Source organism: Arthrobacter sp. PAMC 25486, from assembly GCF_000785535.1.
Taxonomy (GTDB): Bacteria; Actinomycetota; Actinomycetes; order Actinomycetales; family Micrococcaceae; genus Specibacter.
Map to the genome: position 1 here is coordinate 3,759,883 of NZ_CP007595.1, position 21,189 is coordinate 3,781,071.

The following is a 21,189-nucleotide window of genomic DNA, read 5'->3' on the forward strand; positions in this document are numbered from 1 at the left end:
TCTGCGCTCCGGGCAGCAGCGGACTTCGCGCGGTCAAATAGGGCGCCTGCTGACCCGTCGTGGGCCTGACTGGCATGCTGTGGTCGCCCAGCACAGATTGTGCTTGGTGGTTGCTGAATCGGAACTGTTTCGGCTTGGGAAAGACCTGCCGACTCGGCTGTTCTCATGACCTCTGCCCTCTCCAAGGTGCTGCGGCCGTTCATGCGGCCGAGGAAAGCCGCCGTCGGGACGATACTGGCCGATCTGTCATACACTCCGCCGTCCGCAGACGGCTGGATGGTGCAGTAGCTTCCTTTTGGAAGAGGAGAACCCCGGGGCCTTGAGTCCGTCGAAGAAATGCTCGGCCTTGGTGAAGGTTGCGGATAGGGCGGCCATGATCATGCGCGCGCCGAGATTCAGAGAGCCAAGAATACCGGCGGGCAGCCCCGTTTAGTACCTATTGTTGGTTGAATCAGTACCTAATTGTTGGTTGCAATAATCGTCTGGAATTCAGGGGAGACGGGCTAAGGGCCTGTTCGATCGAGCTCCCAAACTTCGGGTGGGCGCGGCCGTTTGAAGTCGAGGGGCGGCCAGAGACCCGGAATCTAGCGCTTCTTGGGTATGTGAATGGACCATGGTGGGGGCATCCCCGGTTGCTTCATTTCAAACCCACCACCATGTTGCTTCGCGGGTATGCTCCCACCGGTGCATCAGGGGTTGCGCCCGTGGACTTGTAGCATCGAAATATCGGTTGAGGGTTTGCTGAGAACATGCAGAAGGCATGGGGTGAGCCGGGTCCTGACAATCAGACCTCTCGATTGCCTCCCAGTGATCCATGGAATTTTCTGCATCGAAAATGACGATGGGGTGGGACGCATATTCCTCAACTCGATGCCAAGTACTGATTCGAGTTGAAAGAAGGCGAACATGAATGTCGTTCGTTCCACGAACACCACTGACCCAGCGGAATCCACGGCTTCGGCTTCCGATGTGGCCCCGCCCGTCCTGGGGCGAAGGAGGACTGCACTCTATGCAGCGCTCTTGGTCGGCGTGCTCATTCTCAATGCCGTCTTCTTTCTTCTGGGTGTTTTCGCAGGGTGGTGGCGCCCCCAGGCCTCAAGCCTGCAGTTGATCGCCGCGATCTCGCAGTTGAACCTCCTTCTTGCGACTTTGCCTCGCCAGAACTGGATGGTCAACCTGATTTCGGCCGTCGCCACTCGCGCCCCTGTGTCTTGGCCCTTGTCACTGCGCTGGCGTCTGGCCCAGTACTACCACGTGGGCGGTTTACACGTTGGAGGTGCGCTGGCCGGAACTGCGTGGTACGTGATTTTTGTGATTCTGCTGGCGCCGTCATGGGCCGATGGAATCGATGAGTACGATGATTTGTCGGTCGCGATTGCGATGGTCGTTGTGGTGGTTCTGCTGGCCATCTGCTTCCTGGCTCGGCCGAATTTCCGCAGAAAACACCACGACATTTTCGAGGCCTCGCATCGCTTTGGAACCTGGCTGGTGCTTCTGCTGGCATGGACCAACACGATGGTCCTGGCCAAGTTGCAAACCCCGCAGCGAAGCTTCGGCGAGGCGCTGCTGAGCTCACCCATCTTTTGGATGGTCTTGGTTTCGACCTCGCTGGCCATCTGGCCCTGGTTGTTGCTGCGCCGCGTCCGTGTCAGCGTCACAAGCCCGTCCAGTCACGCCGCCATTGTCAAACTTGACCACGGCTATGTCCCCAACGTCGGCACGACCCGTTCTATCAGCCGTAACGCTCTCTTTGGATGGCACCCCTTCGCCTGCATTCCGGCGGTAGCCGGGGAGCCCGGATACCGAATGGTCATCTCGCGCGCTGGCGGCTGGACCTCAAACTTCATTGACAACCCGCCAACTCACGTGTGGGTCAAGGGCATTCCCACTGTAGGGGTGGCCAATGCCAAGCGCTTGTTCAACAGGGTTCTTTACGTGGTCACGGGTAGTGGGATCGGACCCGTTCTGGGACATCTCCTCACCGACACGCAGGGAGCGAGACTCGTTTGGGTCACCAAGACGCCGCGAGCCACCTATGGTGACGACCTTGTCAACGAGGTGGAGTCCGCTCAGCCTGAAGCCGTCATTTGGAATACCTCCGAGCAAGGCAAGCCCGACGTTTTTGAAATCACCTACCAAGCTTTCGTGGCCTCAGGAGCCGACGCCGTCATTTGCGTCTCCAACAAGAAGGTCACCGATCGCATCGTCGCAGAATTTGAACAGCGTGGGACTCCTGCCTTTGGACCAATCTGGGATTCCTAAACCCACCTCCAGCACACGTCCCGCCCGAGCAATTCTGATGCGAGAGGACAGTTTTCGGACGGTTTCCGTTTCACAAGTCCACAGCGTCTTTCATTCACATTCTGCACCAACAGAGCCTCCCTGGAGCACCATGTCTCGCCTGCAACGGCCTTTGCCGCGGCTGTTGCCTACACCGAGACTCTGGCCACCTCTACCGGAGTTCAGTAGTGGAATCAGTTGCTTGCCGCGGCGCACTGGAACCAATGCTTTTGGTGCTGTGTTGATCGTTGTTAGCAGACAGTGCCAGTTCCATGGAAACGCAGCATCGATAAGGCCGCGCCGCTGGGGCCACCTTTGAGCCCACGAGCTCGCTTCCCACACACGGGCCAACAAAGTTGGTTTGGCACCAAGATTCTTAAAACGCAGCAAGTCCTATCTTGACCAGGCTGCAAGACAATCCGATCGGACCATCTGTAACGCATTCTTTTGAGTGCAAAGTGGCGAGTGCCCAGTGCCTTGCATCGTTGCAACACCACTATGCCAACAGGCCCAAATGGTCTGTTGGCAGCTCAAAATCGACCCGGAGGGGCAGCGGGAATAGTTTCCACTCGAGCCAGGCAGGATGGTGCGAGCAAGCGTTGCATATAGCAATTTCAGTTCGAGGTTCAAGGCCCCTCTTTGCTCATGGTGGCTTGGGTCTTAGTGCATATTGCCAAGCTGGTGTCGACATCAACTGCCGCATGTTTCTGCTCTGCCCCCATCGCTCGCTGTGTCGGAGTGAACCGGTCAAGCGCACAGTTCAGCGTTGCACCCCAAGCGCCTAATACCACGACAACTATGTGCAAAGTATTATAGGACGTAATGGTTTGACACCATGTCACCAACCGGGCAGTCTGGTCAATGGTAGAGCGCGATGTCCGGGCAAACTACACGCTTCACAGGGCAGTTAGCGTGAAATGTGTGGACATTATGCGGCACTGCCCAGGTCCCCGTCGGGTGCTTGATCAACTCTCTTCCCCTTAAAAATGGTGGTGATGGCGAATGAATCGCAGACTTCTCGCATCAGTTGCAATGTCTGGTCTATTGGCAATGTGTCTTAGTGTGTTTCCGCCCGGCAGTGTTGCCACTGCGTCCGTGGCAGAGACAGTCACAGGCGCTGCAGTTCACACGGAGAACAAGGCGGACGCAGCGCAGCGTGTCCTCTTCAGTGACGACTTCTCGGCTAACGACGGCGCGAAGTGGATCGAGGCGAAGTCAAACGCCGCGACAGATATCCGGTTCGCCGATGACATGGCGAGCATCAAGGGCGGAGGGGCAGAAAACCGTATCCTTTCGAACAGTGAGATCCTCGCGGACAACTTCACGCTCGACCTGGACCTGTTCATCCACGAGGGCAACACCAACAGCGCAAGCAAGGTCGGCTTCCTCGCTTCGGAGTCGGCAGGATCGCGCTATCAGGTGACGTTCGATGGGCCCAAAAAACAGCTCAGGCTCGAACGTGTCGAAGGTGGTGCAGTCACCGTCGTCGGCGGACCTGTCAGTACCGACCTGACAGTCAATTCCGGCGGCGAGCCGCACAGGATCAGCATCGAGGTCGATGAGGACCAGGTGCGGGCAACAGTCAACGGTGAGCTGTTGCTGACCGTGGCCGAAGCCGGTACCGCCTCCGCTGCACAAGGTCGGATACTCGTGGCCGGGCAGTTCCCGAACCAGGATTTCAGCGTCGATAACGTGCGTGTGACGACCATGGACCCGGAAGTCGTCGGCGAGTACAAAGTCAAACTCTCGACCGAGACCAACAAGGCCCTGGATGTAGACCCCGGAACGGCCGGGGGAACACTCACAGCCAATCGCAACTCGGGCAACGACGGCGACGTCGTCACTCTTTCGTATACGGTGAAGCCCGGCTACGTCTTCGATGGCTACGAGTCAAAACGCCTGGACACCAATACAAGTACGGACGGTCTGCTCACGATCGCGGACAATCGGTTCACATTCAACGACAAGACCGGCAGCGTCATCATCATCGCTAAGTTCGTGACAGAACCGGACGACCCGAACGTCATCTTCAAGGACCACTTCGACGGGGAGCTCAACGAGCACGGCAACTACGCGATCTCCGCGCCAGGGGACGTGAGTATCGCTGATGGCGAGCTCCGTCTCACGCCAACGCAGGGACCAGCCTATGTGCTGGTCGACGGTACGGAGTGGGCGGAGCCCGTCAACTACCGCATCGAGTTCGACGCCCGAAAGGCTGACGGTTCCCCGGGAACGACGCAGGTGGCATTCCGCACGGCAGGGTTTGACGAGCGCTATGTCCTCGCCTTGAACGGTTCCAAGGCAATGCTGCGACGACTCGACAATGCCGGAAACAACGTCGAACTCGCGAGCACACTCTACAACTTCGACCAGACAGCGCGCCGGTTCCTGATTGATGTATCCGGGGATACTGTCTCGGTGTCAGCCAACGCCACTCCGATCCTCTCCTACACCAATCGCGACGACCCAGCCCATGACAGCGCAAACTGGTCGGGAGTCTCCCCCGGATTCGCACTCATCAATATGACCCCGGGCGCATCGATGGCATTCGACAACGTGAAAGTGGCACGGACCCCGGTATACGTCAAGGCGAATGTTCAGGTGACAAACGCGGGAGAACCGGACCCAGAGCAGGTAAGCGGCGCCGTCGTGCTCTCGGAGTACACGACTGCAGGCGGGAAAGCCCTGACCTGGAAGACCTATCCAAAAGGCGGCTACAGGTTCACGGGGATCTCGTTCGAAGGCCAGACACTGCCGGGCGATCAGTTCGTGGTGCCCGAGGGCGCCACAACGGATATCACTCTCGTTGCAAACTTCGAACAGCACGCCACAGCCGGGACCACGTATTACATCGACTCCGAGGAAGGTGACGACGCGCAATCCGGCACCTCGCCCGGGCAGCCATGGGCCGGCCTGGCGAAAGCCAACCGCACTCTTCACCCCGGCGACAAAATCGTCCTGAAGCGGGGCAGCGTGTTCGAGGGCGCGTCGGCGGCATTGGCGTTCACGGGCTCCGGAACCGCCCAGAATCCGATCATCGTCGGTGCCTACGGTGAGGGGGAACGGCCACAATTGAACGGTGCCGGCGTGGTGGAGAATGTGGTGTCCCTTCACAACCAAGAGTACATACACGTCTCAGGCCTCGAGATCACGAACAGGGATCCGCTGTTCGACTCCACCTTCGGCCTCAACACCAGCACCAATACGCAGAAGAACCTGCGCGCGGTCAACATCTCCGCCAGAGACTTCGGTGTGGTGCACGGCATCACCGTCACTGACCTTTTCATTCACGACATCAATGGAAACCTCAACTCAAAATGGAACGGGGGAATCTTCTTCAATGTCGCCGGCAGCGTTGTCAACGGTGAAATTCTGGGTGTCCCCACCAAGTTCGATGACGTGCTCATCGAGGGCAATAAGTTTGAGCGGGTGGACCGCTCCGGCATCAAACTCGTGGACTCTGTCTGGTCCAACCAGTCACTGGCCAACTCGCCCAACACCCCGTTGAACTGGTACCCCTCCACCAATGTGGTGGTGCGTGACAACCAGTTCCGACATGTGGGTGGCGATGCCATCACGGTTCGCGACACCGACGGAACACTTGTCGAGTACAACCTGGTGCGCCACGCCCGGTTCCAGAACACGGGCTACAACGCCGGAATTTGGCCGTTCCAGACCACCAACTCGGTCATCCAGTACAACGAGGTCTCCAACACCCACGGTGTGCAGGACGGCCAGGGCCTGGACCTTGACCACGTCTCCGCGTACTCCGTGATGCAGTACAACTACTCACACAACAATGAAGGCGGATTCATGTTGATCATGAACGGCTTCCCGCACACGGCTCCGACGATCCGCTACAACATCAGCCAGAACGATGCCGACAAGACCTTCGAGTTCGCTCGTGGGACGGCCGCCGGAACCATGATCCACAACAACACCATCTACTCCGCAACGACCCTCCAGGGACCGCGCGGCGGTGTGCTGGATCTGGCCAACTCCGGCGCCGGAACGGGCAACCGCGAGGTGTTTATTTTCAACAACGTCTTCCACTACCCGGCAGGGCAGACCTTCTACGTGGGTGAAGCCGCCACGATGAAGACCAAGGCGAAGCTGTTCAACAACGCCTACGCCGGCGGCATTTCCGTCCCGGACGAGGAAGAGCGCGCCATCACCGGCGAGCTGGGCCTGCCCGATGTGGGTGCGGCACCGGAGGACAATTCAAGGTCGACGGCGCCACTCACCGGAGTCAATGCGGCCCAGCACTTCGCAGGGTACGCCCCCACGGAAAGCTCTGTGCTGCGCAACGCCGGCCTGAGTCTGGAGGAGGTAGTGGCCCACTTCGGCGGCACCGTGACCGACCGCAGCGACATGAGCCCCACACAAGTTCATGCCCTCGCCCTGCAGGCTCCCAGCATTGACTTCGTCGCGGGCCACAATATGCCCAAGATGAATGGCGTGCGCTACGACGTGGACTTTCTGGGCAACGTGACCCCTGGTGCCGCCACGGGTGACGTAGCGGAGGGGCTGACCGTGGGTGCCATCCAGTACCTGGCCGCAACGCCGGACGCCGAGCCGACCACGACGCCTGAGCCGACGGTTTCGCCCGAGCCGACGACGACGCCTGAGCCGACGGTTTCGCCCGAGCCGACCACGACGCCTGAGCCGACGGTTTCGCCCGAGCCGACCACGACGCCTGAGCCGACGGTTTCGCCCGAGCCGACCACGACGCCTGAGCCGACGGTTTCGCCCCAGCCGACGACGGACCCTGAGCCCACCACGGATCCAAGCTCGAGCCCCGACAGCACGAACCTGCCTGAGCCGAGTGCAACGGATGAGTCCACCGGCCGTACCGCCGCCACAACCGGCGCAGGCTCCGCCGCAGCAACTGATGGCGCTGCGACGCCAGGTTCAGGCAGCGGCGCTGCAGACAGGGACGAACTGGCCTCGACTGGCATGAACAGCACACTGGGCCTGTCGATCGCAGGGCTTGCACTGCTTCTACTGATTGCCGGTGGCGTGTTGCGTCGTACCGGGAAGCGGGCCTGATGCGCGCCGGCCAGCCAACGACAATGGGATGGGTGCTGCGCACGGTCATCGCCGTCATGGGCCTTGTCCTCGCGGCGTTGCTGGCCGGTTGCTCCTCCGCCCCCGGCAGTGCCCCGGCGCCCGGAGTTGCCGGAGCCGTCCAGTGGATCTACGCGCATGCCGAGGGTGTTCGCGACGATGACCTGGTCAAGCGCCAGGCCCGCGACGTCACGGTGTTCAATTGGTCCGCCGAGCTTGGGCTCGGCGAGCCGTTCTCGGCCCGTGCGCTGGAGGCCGGCTATGCCAATTCCATGACGCCCGCGGGGCCGACGATGACGCCACAGGGGCCGAGTGCCGCTGCAGGTGTCGTCGATGCGGGCAGCGATGGCGCCTACGGTGCGCGCATCATGTCGCTGTGGGATTTCTATCTTGAGGAGGTGGAACGCCGCGAGCAGCAGCTCCGGGACCACCTCCTCGAGGGCCTGTCCTTGGACGAGGTTCGCACCTTCTACGACAGCCATGCGGACGCCTTCAGCCGTCAGGACGAGATTGCGCTCAAGATCACCGAATGGGAGAACGGGCGCGCCCTGGCCTCTTCCGAGGTGACGATTGATGCGGGCAACGTTCGCATGCTTCAAGAAGGCGACGACACTGTCATCTCCGCAGCCCTCGGCCTGACTGCGGGGCAGCAGGCTACGGCCCAACGGCCCGATGGCCGTTTCGCTCAACTCGAGTGCCTCTCGCGCAAGGACGGCGGCGTGGAAGATTTCGACGCCGTCGTCCAGGCGGCGGCCAGCCAGCTCGCCACCGAGCGCTTCGAGGCCGAACTGCTTCGCCGCCTCGGCGGCGCCTCCTAGCTGGGCAAGTTCCCATTGCCTGGAAGGGCGTGGGCGCCTGCGGAGCAGGTCTGAGAGTGTCTGCCGGTTCCGGCGAGTCCCGGAACCGGCAGACAAGTCCGGAAACCCGTGCTGAACGATGCGGAACTGCCCTGTCAGGCCGTGGCCCGGCAGCTGTGGGGCTCCCCGTCCAATACCGGGTGGATCAGGTACGCTAGCACCCCCGCCGCCTTCGACCGCTAAACCAGCAATGCGCCAAAACACGAAAGGGCCCCTGGCCGGGAACAGTGACTGTGGAAAGTCTTTGTTCCTGGCCAGGGCCCTTTTGTGCGCTGTGGGCGGGAGAGCCTAGCTGCTCAGCGCGGCCTCATCACGGTCCGCTGCGCCATTCACGGCGGCGTCACCAAACAGGTGTGTTCCCGTGTCCGGGAATGTTCTGGCCCAGTGCGGGCCATTGACGCGTCCGGAATTGTCCGGGTCAACGGGCGCCTGCCACGAGACGGGCACCGCGCCTGTGCCGGGGTTCAGCCTTTGGCCGAGGTCGTCGGCCAGGTGTCCGCGGCCGGTACGGCGCAGGTGCTCCATGTAAAGGACCGGATCGTTGTACAGGGCCGGCCCGTTCTGCAGCGTGGTCTGCATGGGGTCCGGCAGGGAACCGGGCATGCCCGCATAGGTGTTCCACCACACGGCCAGCTTCGAACGCATCTGGTCAACGAGCATCGGCTCCTCCTCCAGCAGGTTCCGGGTCAGGTACGGATCCTCCGTGACATGAAACAGCGATTCCCATTCAGCCCGGAACGCGCCCGGGTGATAGGTGCGGATGTACAGGTGATCGCGGGTTCGCACGGCTCGTTGATAGGTGTGGGCGCCATGGCCCAGCACCAGGTAGTCGCGCGATTCGATGGGAAGGCCACGAACGGCGTCGGCAAAGGACTCGCCCTGCCACTTCGCCGGGATCGGCAGGCCCAGCAGCTCGCAGATGGTCGGCGCGTAGTCGATGTTGTACAACAACGCGTCGCAGCCCAGCCGGGAGCCGGCGCCTTCGGTCAGGCCCGGCCACTTCACCAGCATGGGCAGGTGGTGCGTGGGCTCGCTGGCGAGGCCGTGCTCGGCATAGGAGCCCTGTTCGCCGAAGGCTTCGCCATGGTCGGCGCTGACGACAATGGCGACGTCGTCGGCAATGCCCATGGCCTTGAGCCCGTCGAGCAGCCGGCCGAATTCGCTGTCCCAGAAGTGGATGGCGCCGTCGTAGCCGTTGATGAGTTTTTCGTAGTCGGCGCGGGTGCGGATCTGCTGCGGAAAGTTATACGGCACGCGGCGTTCAAACAGGCCGTCGGAGTACATGAAGTCCAGGGCCGAGCGGGGGCCGTAAATTTCCGCATGCCCGTCAATGGCCGCCTGGTCGGGCCATGCCGGCGGCGGTCCGGACGCGGCGGCCTTGTCGGTCCATTCCTGTTCCTGCAGGTAGTCCATGTGCGGGTCCCAGTACGTCAGGTGCAGGTACCAGTCGTCCGTGTCGAGGTGGCGTCCGATCCATTCCAGGGCCGTGTCGGTGACGATGTCCGCCGGCTCGTCGCCGACGTCGGGGGTGGCCCGGATGCTTTCGCGGAAGTTGCCCAGAAAGTACCAGGCCCGGTGCCGCTCCGCAAAGGATGACACTGCGGCGGTCAGGTAGCCGTGCGCGCCCAGGTGCTGGCCCAGCAGCGGCCGGCCCTCGACGAGGCCGTGCCCGGAGTCGGCCCGGAAGCGGGCTGCCTCGCCGTGGTGGCCGACAACGCCGTTGGTGATGCCGAACTGGCCGCTGGTCAGGGCCGTGCGGGAGGGCATGCAGGGGGAGTCCGAGGCGTAGTACCGATCGAACCGTGCGGCGTCCTCGGCGAAGACGTCCAGGTTCGGGGTGATGGGGCGTTGGTAGCCGTACGGGCCCGTATGGTCCGGGCGCAGGGTGTCAACATCCACGTAGATGATTTTCATGCGGTCTCTGTGTCCTGTTCCTGCGAAGCTGTGGCGCCAGCGCCGCCGCGGGGGGTGGGGGTGGTGAAGTCGGGCAGCTGTTCGGTGAGCCTGGCATACGTCATCTCCAGCCAGGTCAGGTAGGTGGTCCCGAGCAGGTACGACCTCTCCCGGCCCAGCCGCACCAGTTCGCGGTGCCACGCCGGGTCGATCGGGAAGGCCGCCTGCTCCGGGTCGAAGTCGTCGCTGTAGGCCTTTTCGCGCTGCTGCCTGCGGCGGTAGTCCAGCTCGGTGGTCAGCAGTGCCAAGGCAACTTCGGGCCCCAGAACGCCGGTGAGCACGAAGCGCATTTGGAAGTCCGAGTCCAGCGGCCGGACCGTGGGCTCGTAGGGGGCGTGCGCCCAGTCCTTGAACGCCTGGATCCCGGCCGGTGTCAGGCGGTACACCTTGGCGTCCGGGCCGGAGCGGTGCTGGTCAATGACCTGGTCCACCCAGCCCTTCTCCAGGCACTTGGTCAGCTGCCGGTAGATCTGGGACGGCTGCGGGGTGTAGCCAAAGAACGGGCCCTCCTGGGCCAGCCACTTGTGCAGGTCGTACCCGGCCATGGGCGTGCGCACCAAATGGCCCAAGATGATGCATTCAAGTTTGTTGAGCATTGGTTGCCCTTCCTTCGACTATATGATTAGAATCATACTCATCTTGCATTGCTCCCGCAAAGCATTAGTTTTTGGTAAGAAAAGTATTTGAGTAAGTCTATAGTTTGACATCGTGAAGCCATCAGCTGCCGCCCAGTGCGGCGGCGAGACAAAGGAGTTTTTGTGAAGGCACCAAACCGGGCAGTCCGTGCCCTGGCACTGGCCGCCACCGCCGCCATCTTCCTGACGGGCTGCGGAAGCAGCGCCGAGCCGGGAAGTGACGGGGCAGCAGCCAAGGCCGTAACCACCTTAACCCTGGCCTCCGGCGTCGAGCCGCAATCCCTGGACCCGGCCATGTCCCGCGAAGCACAGTTCGTACAGTACTTCCAGCCCGTGTTCGACACCCTGATTCGACGCAACAGCGACGGTGAGCCGGTTCCCATGCTGGCCGCCAAGTGGGAGACGGCCAAGGACGGCAAGAGCCTCACTCTGACCCTGCGCGACGACGTCACGTTCACCGACGGTGCCAAGCTCGACGCCGAGGCGGTCAAGGGCAACCTGGAACGATTCAAAGAAGCTGGTGGCCCACTGACCGCAGCCCTGGCCGCCGTCGAAAGTGTTGACGCCGTTGACGCCACCACGGTGAAACTGAATCTCTCCACGCCGGATCCGGCACTGGTCTACGCGCTGGGCGGCCCCAGCGGCTACATGCAGTCCCCGGCCAACTTTGACAGCCCCACGGTGGACACCCAGCCCATCGGATCCGGCCCCTACGAGCTGGACCGTGCCGCCACGACCCCTGGCTCGCAGTACACCTTCGTGAAGAACGATGACTACTGGGATACCGATCTGCAGAAGTTTGAAAAGCTCGTCATCAAGCCCATCAAGGATGAAAACGCCCGCTTCAACGCGGTCCGCTCGGGCCAGGCTGATGGCATGATCGCCACGGCCAAGACCGTCAAGGCTGCTGAAGCCGCCGACGTCACCGTGAAGATGGTGCCCGGCGACTGGCAGGGCCTGACCCTGCTGGACCGCGCCGGCGAGCTGACCCCGGAATTGGGCAAGGTTGAGGTCCGCCAGGCCATCAACTACGCCATTGACAAGGACGCCATCCTGAAGAACGTGGCGCAGGGCTTGGGCACCGTCACCAGCCAGGTCTTCGGCCCCTCCTCGGTAGCTTTTGTGGCTGACCTCGACAGCGCCTACGGCTACGACGTGGACAAAGCCAAGGCACTGCTGAAGACTGCCGGCCTGGAGTCCGGCTTCACCCTGAAGATGCCGACCTCCTCCGACATGGACCCGGCCCTGGCTCCCGCCATCAAGGACCAGCTGGCCAAGGTGGGCATCACCGTGGACTGGGTGGACGTCCCCTCGGCCCAGTACCAGCCCGAACAGCAGTCCGGAAGCTACTCCGCCTTGTTCACCGCGTTCGGCCAGCCCGTGGTGGCATGGACCGCCATCAACACCATGGTGACCGAATCCGCCCCCTGGAACGTGTTCAAGTCCAGTACCCCTGAGACCAAGGTCCTGTTGGCGGACATCCTGGCCGGCAGCGACGAGGAAGCCGCCGCGAAGCAGCAGGAACTGAACGAGTACCTGGTGGACAACGCCTGGTTCGCCCCGTGGTACCGGATTGACCAGCCGTACTTCATCTCCAAGAACGTATCGGTGACAGTCCAGAACGGCCAGCCAGTTCCCTCGATCTACAACTTCGAACCGGCCAAGTAACGGCTCAGTAGCCCGCCAAATAAACGCCAAAAGCCACCATATAGCGTGGGGGGGATCTTCCCCCCCACGCCCCCACCCTTCAAGGATTCACCTGTGATTTCCTACATCAGCCGCAGGATCGGCTCGGGACTTGTGCTCATCGCCTGCGCCTCCTTCATCGTCTTTGGGCTCATGCTCGCCAACAGTGAGCATGTGGCCCGCAACATCCTCGGCGACCAGGCATCCCTGGAGCAGCTCGCCGAGAAACGGGCCGAACTGGGCCTGGACGGCTCCCTGTTCGTCCAGTACTTCCAATGGCTGGGCAACGCTGTCCAAGGCAACCTGGGCCAGTCCTGGTTCAACGCCGAATCCGTCGGCTATCTGCTGATGAGCCGGGTGCCCGTCACCTTGTCCATTGCCGTGGGGACCGTGATCGTCTCCACCGTCATCTCCCTGGCGATGGGCGTGGCTGCAGCTGTTTACCGCGGCTGGCTCGATAGGGTCCTGCAGATTGTCTCGGTCGCCGGCCTGGTCTTCCCCGGCTTTTGGCTGGCGCTGGTCCTGGTGGTGAAGGTCTCCATCGAATGGGGTCTGGTGCCTGCCACCGGCTACATCACCTTTGGCGAGTCACCCTTCGGCTGGATGCAAAGCCTGCTGCTGCCCGTGTTCTCGCTGGCCATCGGCGCCGTCGCCGGGCTCTCCCAGCAGGTCCGCAGCGCCACCATCGCCGTCCTGGAGATGGACTATGTGCGCACCCTGCGCAGCCGCGGCCTGTCCGAATCCAGCGTCCTGTTCCGCCATGTGATCCGCAACGCAGCCCCGCCCACCCTGACGGTGCTGTCGCTGAACTTCATTGCGCTCATGTCCGGAGCCGTCATGATTGAACGCGTCTTCGCCCTTCCCGGCCTGGGCAGCATCGCCGTCGACGCCACCGGCGTGGGGGACATTCCCATTGTGGTGGGCGCCGTGGTGATCTCCGTCGTCATCGTTGTCATCGTCAACCTTGCCATTGACCTGGTCAATGGCTGGCTCAACCCGAAAGTGCGGTTGTCATGAGCCCCCGTTCCGAACAAGTAACAGCAACGCCACCGGCCACCGGCAAGAGCGACGCCGCCCGCCGCCAAAGCCTCTGGCTCCGCATCGCCGGCTCACCCATGGCCGCGATCTCCCTGGCCGTCCTGGTCCTGGTGGTGCTGGCCGTCATTGCGGCACCGCTGCTGACATCCTTTGATCCCAACAGCGGCGACATCAGCAAGGCCCTGCTCCCGCCCGGGTCCGAGCATTGGCTCGGCACCGACAGTGCCGGCCGCGACGTCTTTGCCCGCATCGTCTACGGCGGGCGCACCACGCTGGGCGGTGCCGCGCTGGCGCTGGCCATCGCCGCCGCCATCGGCGTCACCACCGGCCTGTTCGCCGGCTACTTCGGCGGCAAGCTGGACGCCACCGTCGACTGGGTCAGCAACCTGCTCATCGCACTGCCGAACATCATGATCCTGCTGGCCGTGCGCGCAGCATGGGGCAGCAACATCTGGCTGAGCATGACCGTGTTCGGCGTGCTCATGGCGCCGGGCTTCCACCGCCTGGTCCGCGCCATTGTCAGCGGCATCCGCAACGAGCTCTACGTTGACGCGGCCCGCGTGTCCGGGCTGACCCTGGACCGCATCCTGGGCAAGCACATCCTCGTCGCCATCCGCGCACCCATCATCATTTACGCCGCACTGGCCGGCGTCGTCGTCATCGGCGTGCAGGCCGGCCTGGACTTCCTGGGCCTGGGCGACGTCACGGTGCCCAGCTGGGGCACCATGCTCAACGAAGCCCTCGTCAACCTCTACATCGCCCCGGGCCTCATGCTCTGGCCCGGCATCGCCCTGGGCGTGGTCAACGCAGCCCTGATCCTGTTCGGCAACAGCCTGCGCGACGCCCTTGAGGACCGTCCCGGAGTCAAGGCCCGCAAGCGCCGCCGTTCCGCACCCAAGGCAACGGACGACGTCGTGCCTTCCCCGGGCGCGGACGGCGACCCTGAGCTGGTCCCCGGCAGCGGGACGATTCCCGCCGACAGCGTGCTGCTGGTCCGCAACCTGCAGGTGGGGTACCCGTCGGAAGACGGCTACAAGGCCGTCGTGAAGGGGATCTCCTTCGGCGTCCGCCGCGGCGAGGTGCTGGGCCTGGTGGGTGAATCCGGCTCGGGCAAGACGCAGACCGCCTGGTCGATCCTGGGGCTGCTGCCCACGGGCGGGCGCATCCTGGCCGGCGACGTGGAAATTGCCGGCGAGTCCGTGGTGGGCCTGCCCAAGAAGGCGCGGCGCGCCCTGCTGGGCCAGTCCGTCGCTTACATTCCGCAGGAGCCCATGTCCAACCTGGACCCGACGTTCCGGATCGGCTTCCAGCTGGTGGAGCCCATCCGCAAGCAACTGGGCCTGGGCAAGGCCGAAGCCACGGCGAAGGCCCTGGCCATGCTGGCCCGGGTGGGGATCGCCGACCCGCAGCGCACATTTGATTCGTACCCGCACCAGATTTCCGGCGGCATGGCGCAGCGCGTGCTGATCGCCGGGGCCGTGGCGTGCGACCCCGACGTGTTGATCGCCGACGAACCCACCACGGCGCTGGATGTCACCGTCCAGGCTGAGGTGCTGGACCTGCTGCGCGAACTACAGCAGGAGAAGGGCATGGCCGTGGTCCTGGTGACCCACAACTTCGGCGTGGTGGCGGACATCTGCGACCGGGTGGCCGTGATGAAGCTGGGCCGGATCGTGGAACAAAACGACGTGGGGGAGCTCTTTGCCGCCCCGCAACACCCGTACACGCGCATGCTGTTGGACTCGGGGCTGGAAAACAAGACTCCCCGCACCCGGCTGCTCCCATCGGAAACGGCGCCCCTTGAGGAGGCAGCACTGTGAGCCCTGCACTTTTGCAGATCCAAGATCTGGTCACCGAATTCCCCACCCGCGGCTGGCGCAATCCGCCGGTCCGGGTACTGAAAGGGATTTCCCTGGACGTCAAGCCGGGGGAGACAGTCGGCCTGGTGGGCGAGTCCGGCTCGGGCAAGACCACCATCGGCCGGGCCGTGCTGGGCCTGGCCCCGGTCACCGGCGGGAAAGTCTTGTTTGACGGCCGGGACATCTCGGACCTGAAGCCGGCCGCCCGCCGGGCGGTCAGCAAGGACATCCAAGTGGTTTTTCAGGACCCCTACACGTCCCTGAACCCGGCCATGACCATCACCGATATCCTCTCCGAACCCCTCGTGGTGCAGGGCATGAGCGGCGCCAAGGCCCGCGCCCGGGTGGCCGGCCTGCTTGAACGCGTCCAACTGCCTGCGGATGCGGCGGCCCGGCTGCCGCGCGAATTCTCCGGAGGCCAGCGCCAGCGCGTGGCCATTGCCCGGGCCCTGGCCATGGAACCCAAGCTCATTGTGTGCGACGAGCCCGTCTCGGCGCTGGACTTGAGCACCCAGGCCCGCGTGCTGGACCTGTTCCTGGAAATTCAGGAACAAACCGGAGTGGCATACCTGTTCATCTCCCACGATTTGGCCGTGGTGCGGCACCTGAGCCACCGGGTGTGCGTGCTCTACCGCGGGGAAGTCGTGGAGTTCGGCGAGGCCGACCAGGTCACGAGTGAACCGCGCCACGACTACACGAGGCGGCTGCTCATGGCATCGCCGATTGCCGACCCCGTGCGCCAGCGCCACCGCCGCGAGGAGCGCCGGGCCCTGGCCGCGGCCGCAGGGTCTTAGAACTGACCGGCCATACCGCCGGCCCTCGTACGCCCCGGGCAGTGCCCCGGGCGTACGAGTACTAGGCGCCGCCGCCACCGTCACACCCCAGATCCGGGCAGCCCAGCGCGCCGCCTGCTGATATCCAAACCCAACCCGAACCCACGAAAAGGGACTGACACTTGCCTGCCACAGCATTTCCCCAGCACGACGCCGACGCCGCCCCCGTTGTGGTTCCCGCCCTTCAGCATTGGGAGCCGGCCCCCGGCACCCTGGCCCTGCGCGACGGTTTCACCGTGGTGTGGAATGACGTTGCGCTCGCCGACACGGCCCGCACCCTGATGGCCGAGATCGCCGAACTGGCCGGCCTGAGCGGTTCCGCCGGTGGGGCGGTCCGTTCCGCTGCGGCCCCCGCATTCGGTGCGATCCGCCCCGTCGACACCGCTGGCACAGCAGCCGGTGCGATCGAGCTGGTGCTGGACCCGGCACTCGACCTCGGCGCAGCCCCGGCCACGGCGGCAGGGGAGGGGTATGTGCTCGAGGTGGGGGACGGCGTCGTGCTTAAGGCGCGGACGGCAACCGGGGTGTATTGGGCCACCCGTTCGCTGCTGCAAATGCTGCTGGCACCGGAGGGCCTGGCGCGCGGCACGGCCGTGGACTGGCCCAACTATCCGGTGCGCGGCTTCATGCTCGATGTGGGGCGCCGCTTCTCCCGGCCGGAATACCTGGCGGACCTGGTCAGGTTCATGAGCTGGCACAAGCTGAACACGTTCATGGTGCACCTGAACGACAACGAGATTGCCAAGGACACCGGGCGCAACTGGTCCGAGGCGCAGAGTGCCTTCCGGCTGGAATCGGAAAACCCGGCCCTGGCCGGCCTGGTCGCCACCGATGGCAGCTACAGCCGTGCCGAATGGGACACGCTGGAGGACCTGGCAGCCCGGCACCACGTGACCTTGGTGCCGGAGATCGACGTGCCTGCGCACTCCCGCTCGCTCATCGCCTGGCGTCCGGAGCTGGGTTTGAACGGCGGAGACTCGGACATGCTGGATCTGTCCAAGCAGGAGACGGTTGAGCTGGTCAAAGAACTTTTCACAGAGTTTGTGCCGTGGTTCCGCAGCCCCATGGTGAACTTTGGGGCTGACGAATACAGCAAGGATCACCACTCGGAATACCGCGACTTCTTCAATGTCATCAGCGCCCACCTGCAGGACCTGGGCAAGGCGCCCGTGGCGTGGGGCAGCCTGACGGCCATGGCCAACGGGGCACCCAACCCAGGCGAAGGCTTTGACCGCACCCCCATCATTTGCTCGTGGAACAACGACTGGTACAGCGGACGGGCCGCCACCGCCGACGGCTACAAGGTGATCAACACCAACGACGTGCTCCTCTACATCGTGCCCTTCGCCGACTACTACCATGGCGGCCCGCTTGACGCCGAGGCTCTCTTCACCTCATGGGAGCCGCATGTCTTCGGCGAGGACCAGGACCTGGAACCGGGGCACCCGCAGTTGCTGGGCGCCGCCAGCGCATTGTGGAACGACCTGGTGCTGCGCGACTACGACGAGCACACCATGCACGCCATGATTGAACCCGCCTTTGGTGTCCTGGCACAGAAAATGTGGCGTGGCCCCGTGCCGGGCATGGATTTTGAGGTGTTTACCCAAGGCGCGCAGACCGTGTCGGCCTGGCCGGGCCGCACGTTCGTGAAGTGAGCACCACCGCCACTGTGGACTAGATAGCATGGCCCTACAGAGCAGCGTCGCAGGAAATGAGCGGTCCATGATGCCCCGGCACATGGGCCGCTCATTTCACTTCAGGTACACCGCAGCTACCACGCCAACAAAACTGGCCCAGAGTTAAAGGACAAAATTTCCGTGACTGCCCCCAACCTCAATTTTGCTGCCAACCCTTACCGGGACATCCTGGACTTGGAAAACCCGGGTCCCGGCCATGGCAGCATCCGACCCCGTGCGCATGTGGCGAGCGGATTGCCTACGCTCTCCCTCAACGGGGACTGGCGGTTCAATTTCGCACCGTCCCTGGCAGAGGCCCCAGAGGGTGTTGAGACGGAAGCGTTCGACGACGCGACTTGGGGAACGCTTCCCGTCCCGTCGAACTGGAACTTCCATGGGCACGGCGCCCCGGCCTACACCAATGTGCAGTTTCCGTTCCCGCTGGATCCGCCGTTTGTGCCCGACGCCAATCCGGTGGGGGACCACCGGCTGCGTTTCGAGGCCGGCCCGGACTTTCTCCAAGGTGCCGTCCTGCGCTTCGATGGGATCGAGAATGCGGGCACGGTCTGGCTCAACGGCACCCTGCTGGGAACAACACGCGGCTCCAAGCTGCCACACGAGTTCGACGTCTCGGCTGTTCTGCGCACGGGCGAAAATCTCTTGGTGGTGCGAGTGTCACAGTTCTCCGCCGCCAGCTATTTGGAAGATCAGGATGCGTGGTGGCTGCCGGGCATTTTCCGCGATGTGACGCTGTTGGCCCAACCTGCCCATGCCGTGCGCGATGTGTTTGTGCACGCCGGATTCACACCGGGCGGACATGGCACCTTGCGTGTGGAATTGGACCCGCCGGTAGAGGGGGCCATCGCAACGATTAGCGCCTTGGGCTTTCGCAGCGGGTTGGAAGCGGCGCACGGAGAAGTGCTGGATGTGGGGCCGGTGCAGCCCTGGAGCGCCGAGACTCCTGCACTGTATGAACTCACCATCACCACACCGGTACAAACCTTGACCCTAAAGGTTGGCTTCCGGACCATCACTGTGGAAGACGCACAGATCAAGATCAATGGTGTGCCGGTGCTGTTCCGCGGAGTCAACCGGCATGAGCACAACCCTGACCTGGGCCGCGCGGTGCCGCAGGAACAAGTGCTGGCGGAGCTGCACCTGATGAAAGCCCACAACATCAACGCCATCCGCACCGCGCATTACGCCCCGCACCCGTTCCTGCTCCACGCCGCCGATAAGCTCGGCTTCTACGTCATTGACGAGTGCGACTACGAAACCCACGGCTTTGAAGACGGCGACCCGGCCCACGAACGCTGGGCCGGCAACCCCAGTGCGGAGCCGCAGTACCGGGCGGCCATGCTGGACCGCATGGAACGCATGGTGGAGCGGGACAAGAACCATCCCAGCATCATCATGTGGTCGCTGGGCAATGAAGCCGGCACAGGCCAGAACCTGGAAGCCATGGCCCGCTGGACCAAGCAGCGGGACCCGGAACGGCTGGTTCACTACGAAAGCGACTGGGCATGCGCCTACGTGGACGTGTATTCACGCATGTACCTCTACCCGGCCGATGTGGAGCTGATTGGCCGGCAGGAGGAGGAACCCCTGCCGGACGCCGGCCAGGACGCGCACCGCCGCAACCTGCCGTTCATCCTGTGCGAATACGCCCATGCCATGGGCAACGGCCCCGGCGGCCTGCAAGAGTACCAGGACCTCTTCGATGCGTATCCGCGGTTGCAGGGCGGCTTTGTCTGGGAATGGATTGAGCACGGCATCCGCCAGCACACCCCGGACGGCGAGGCGTACTTTGCCTACGGTGGCGACTTTGGCGAGACGGTCCACGACGGAAACTTCGTCATCGACGGACTGGTCTCCGCGGACCTGGAACCACGCCCGGGACTGCTCGATTTCAAGAAGGTCATCGAACCGGTGGTCATGGTGATTGCGGAGGACTGGTCCACTCTGAAAATCCACAACAAGTACGACTTTTTGGATACGGCCCACCTCGCTTTCACCTGGCACATTGAGGGCCCCGGCGGCCGTCACTCGGAGGGAACACTTCAGGTGCCGGTGACGGCGGCCGGTGACCGGTCCGCCGTCGGGCTTCCCGCAGAAATCACGGCGGAACGCCGGCAACAGCGGGTGCTTTCCATCAGCGCCGTGCTCGCCGCGGATGAGCCGTGGGCACCGGCCGGGCACGAGATCGCGTGGACGCAGCAGGGTGACCCGGCCGCGCCGCTGCCCGCCGTCAACCCGGTGGAACAAGTGCAGCGCGACGGCGGTGTGCTGCGGCTTGGCCCGGCCACCTTTGACCTGGCCACGGGGGAACTTGGCAGTTTCAAGGGTGTCCCCGTCAACGGGCCGCGGCTGACGTTGTGGCGTTCGCCCACCGACAATGACGGCGGCAAGGAACGGAGCCTGCCGGGCAACCCGCGCGATGCCGACACCTGGATGGCTGCCGGGCTGCCGCTGCTTGAAGGGCGCCTGGCGTCCATGACGGACGACGGCGGGCGGCTGCGTGTGCGGGTGCGCTACGGTGTGCCGGTGGCCAGGACGCATGTTGATGTTGAATATGTGTGGACCAGCGACGGGACGCGGCTTGAATTGGTGGCGCAGGTGGAACCGGGTCCGGGATGGGGACGGAACTGGGCACGAGTTGGTTTCGACTTTGAGCTGCCCGGCGAGTTCTCCCAGACATCGTGGACAGGTTTTGGTCCGGGACAAAAATACCCGGACACGGGCATGGCTGCGAAGCTGGGCTGGTTCAGCGCTTCCATTCAGGAGCTGCAGGTGCCGTACGTGCGGCCGCAGGAAAATGGTGCCCGGGCCGGGGTTTCGAGGTTGGAGCTGGGTGCGCCCGGATCCGGTGCTGCCATCGCGTTCCGCAGCGACTCCATGGCATTCACGCTGCGGCCGTGGTCGCAATCGGTTTTGACGGCGGCCAAACACACGCCGGACTTGATGGCGGACGGGATCAGCTACTTGACCCTCGATGCTGCAGCCAACGGGATTGGCACAGCATCGTGCGGACCGGGAGTCCTTCCCCCCTACGTGCTAACGCCAGCGGCGCTAAGCTTCCGGGTCGTCCTGCAGTAGCGGTTCGTTGCGTGTCATTGAAACGGCATGGGAAAGGCCCTCGCCGGCCTCGCCCATGTCGTTTTGCTCTCAGCCAGTGCACCAACATTGCTGTGTGCAGACCCAATTCGTGACTGGATCCCTTTTTCAGCTCACCGTGGGCGTTGCCGATCGGCGGAAGGGAAGAATTTAAGCTGAAGTTACGCAGGTTAAGACAGGAAGATCTCCAG

General features: G+C 63.5%; 11 protein-coding genes. 9 read left to right on the top strand and 2 right to left on the bottom strand.

What is annotated here, in order from left to right:
- Positions 1-906: 906 nt before the first annotated feature.
- From art_RS17075 to art_RS17085, 3 genes are all read left to right on the top strand, one after another.
- Positions 907-2,262 carry a hypothetical protein gene (locus art_RS17075; protein WP_052136699.1) on the top strand — a complete coding sequence of 452 codons (1,356 nt, stop codon included), beginning with the start codon at positions 907-909 and terminating at the stop codon, positions 2,260-2,262.
- Positions 2,263-3,375: 1,113 nt separating this feature from the next.
- Complete coding sequence (locus art_RS17080) at positions 3,376-7,329, top strand: right-handed parallel beta-helix repeat-containing protein (protein ID WP_162182070.1); 3,954 nt, start codon at positions 3,376-3,378, stop codon at positions 7,327-7,329.
- A 23-nt stretch (positions 7,330-7,352) separates the two neighbouring features.
- Positions 7,353-8,165, top strand: a complete 813-nt coding sequence (locus art_RS17085) for a hypothetical protein (protein ID WP_162182071.1) — start codon at positions 7,353-7,355, stop codon at positions 8,163-8,165.
- A gap of 327 nt (positions 8,166-8,492) precedes the next feature.
- Here art_RS17085 and art_RS17090 read toward each other — a convergent pair whose 3' ends face one another.
- Together art_RS17090 and art_RS21225 are read right to left on the bottom strand one after the other, a co-directional pair.
- Positions 8,493-10,118: a sulfatase gene (locus tag art_RS17090; protein WP_082000384.1), complete on the bottom strand. Its 1,626-nt coding sequence runs from the start codon at positions 10,116-10,118 to the stop codon at positions 8,493-8,495.
- Positions 10,115-10,753: a PadR family transcriptional regulator gene (locus art_RS21225; RefSeq protein ID WP_052136701.1), complete on the bottom strand. Its 639-nt coding sequence runs from the start codon at positions 10,751-10,753 to the stop codon at positions 10,115-10,117. Before art_RS21225 ends, art_RS17090 begins: the two co-directional genes overlap by 4 nt.
- Before the next feature lie 162 nt (positions 10,754-10,915).
- Between art_RS21225 and art_RS17100 the strand changes: the two genes are divergently transcribed.
- The 6 genes from art_RS17100 to art_RS17125 all read left to right on the top strand — a co-directional run bounded on the left by art_RS17100 (position 10,916) and on the right by art_RS17125 (position 20,980).
- Complete coding sequence (locus tag art_RS17100; RefSeq protein WP_038466793.1) at positions 10,916-12,460, top strand: ABC transporter substrate-binding protein; 1,545 nt, start codon at positions 10,916-10,918, stop codon at positions 12,458-12,460.
- A 93-nt stretch (positions 12,461-12,553) separates the two neighbouring features.
- Complete coding sequence (locus art_RS17105) at positions 12,554-13,495, top strand: ABC transporter permease (RefSeq protein WP_038466796.1); 942 nt, start codon at positions 12,554-12,556, stop codon at positions 13,493-13,495.
- Entirely contained in the window at positions 13,492-15,336 is a 1,845-nt protein-coding gene (locus art_RS17110; RefSeq protein WP_082000385.1) for a dipeptide/oligopeptide/nickel ABC transporter permease/ATP-binding protein, read from the top strand. Before art_RS17105 ends, art_RS17110 begins: the two co-directional genes overlap by 4 nt.
- Entirely contained in the window at positions 15,333-16,169 is an 837-nt protein-coding gene (locus art_RS17115; protein WP_038466799.1) for an ATP-binding cassette domain-containing protein, read from the top strand. The genes art_RS17110 and art_RS17115 overlap by 4 nt, the downstream gene beginning before the upstream one ends.
- A gap of 161 nt (positions 16,170-16,330) precedes the next feature.
- On the top strand, positions 16,331-17,863 hold the full coding sequence (locus art_RS17120) for a family 20 glycosylhydrolase (protein ID WP_052136702.1): 1,533 nt from the start codon (positions 16,331-16,333) through the stop codon (positions 17,861-17,863).
- 162 nt (positions 17,864-18,025) lie between these two features.
- Positions 18,026-20,980 carry a glycoside hydrolase family 2 TIM barrel-domain containing protein gene (locus art_RS17125; protein ID WP_216699560.1) on the top strand — a complete coding sequence of 985 codons (2,955 nt, stop codon included), beginning with the start codon at positions 18,026-18,028 and terminating at the stop codon, positions 20,978-20,980.
- The last annotated feature ends 209 nt before the right edge of the window (positions 20,981-21,189 follow it).

Coding starts and splice junctions, on each gene's coding strand:
- art_RS17075 (WP_052136699.1), top strand. CDS start 907: ATGAATGTCGTTCGTTCCACGAACACCACTGACCCAGCGGAATCCACG.
- art_RS17085 (WP_162182071.1), top strand. CDS start 7,353: ATGGGATGGGTGCTGCGCACGGTCATCGCCGTCATGGGCCTTGTCCTC.
- art_RS17090 (WP_082000384.1), bottom strand. CDS start 10,118: ATGAAAATCATCTACGTGGATGTTGACACCCTGCGCCCGGACCATACG.
- art_RS21225 (WP_052136701.1), bottom strand. CDS start 10,753: ATGCTCAACAAACTTGAATGCATCATCTTGGGCCATTTGGTGCGCACG.
- art_RS17110 (WP_082000385.1), top strand. CDS start 13,492: ATGAGCCCCCGTTCCGAACAAGTAACAGCAACGCCACCGGCCACCGGC.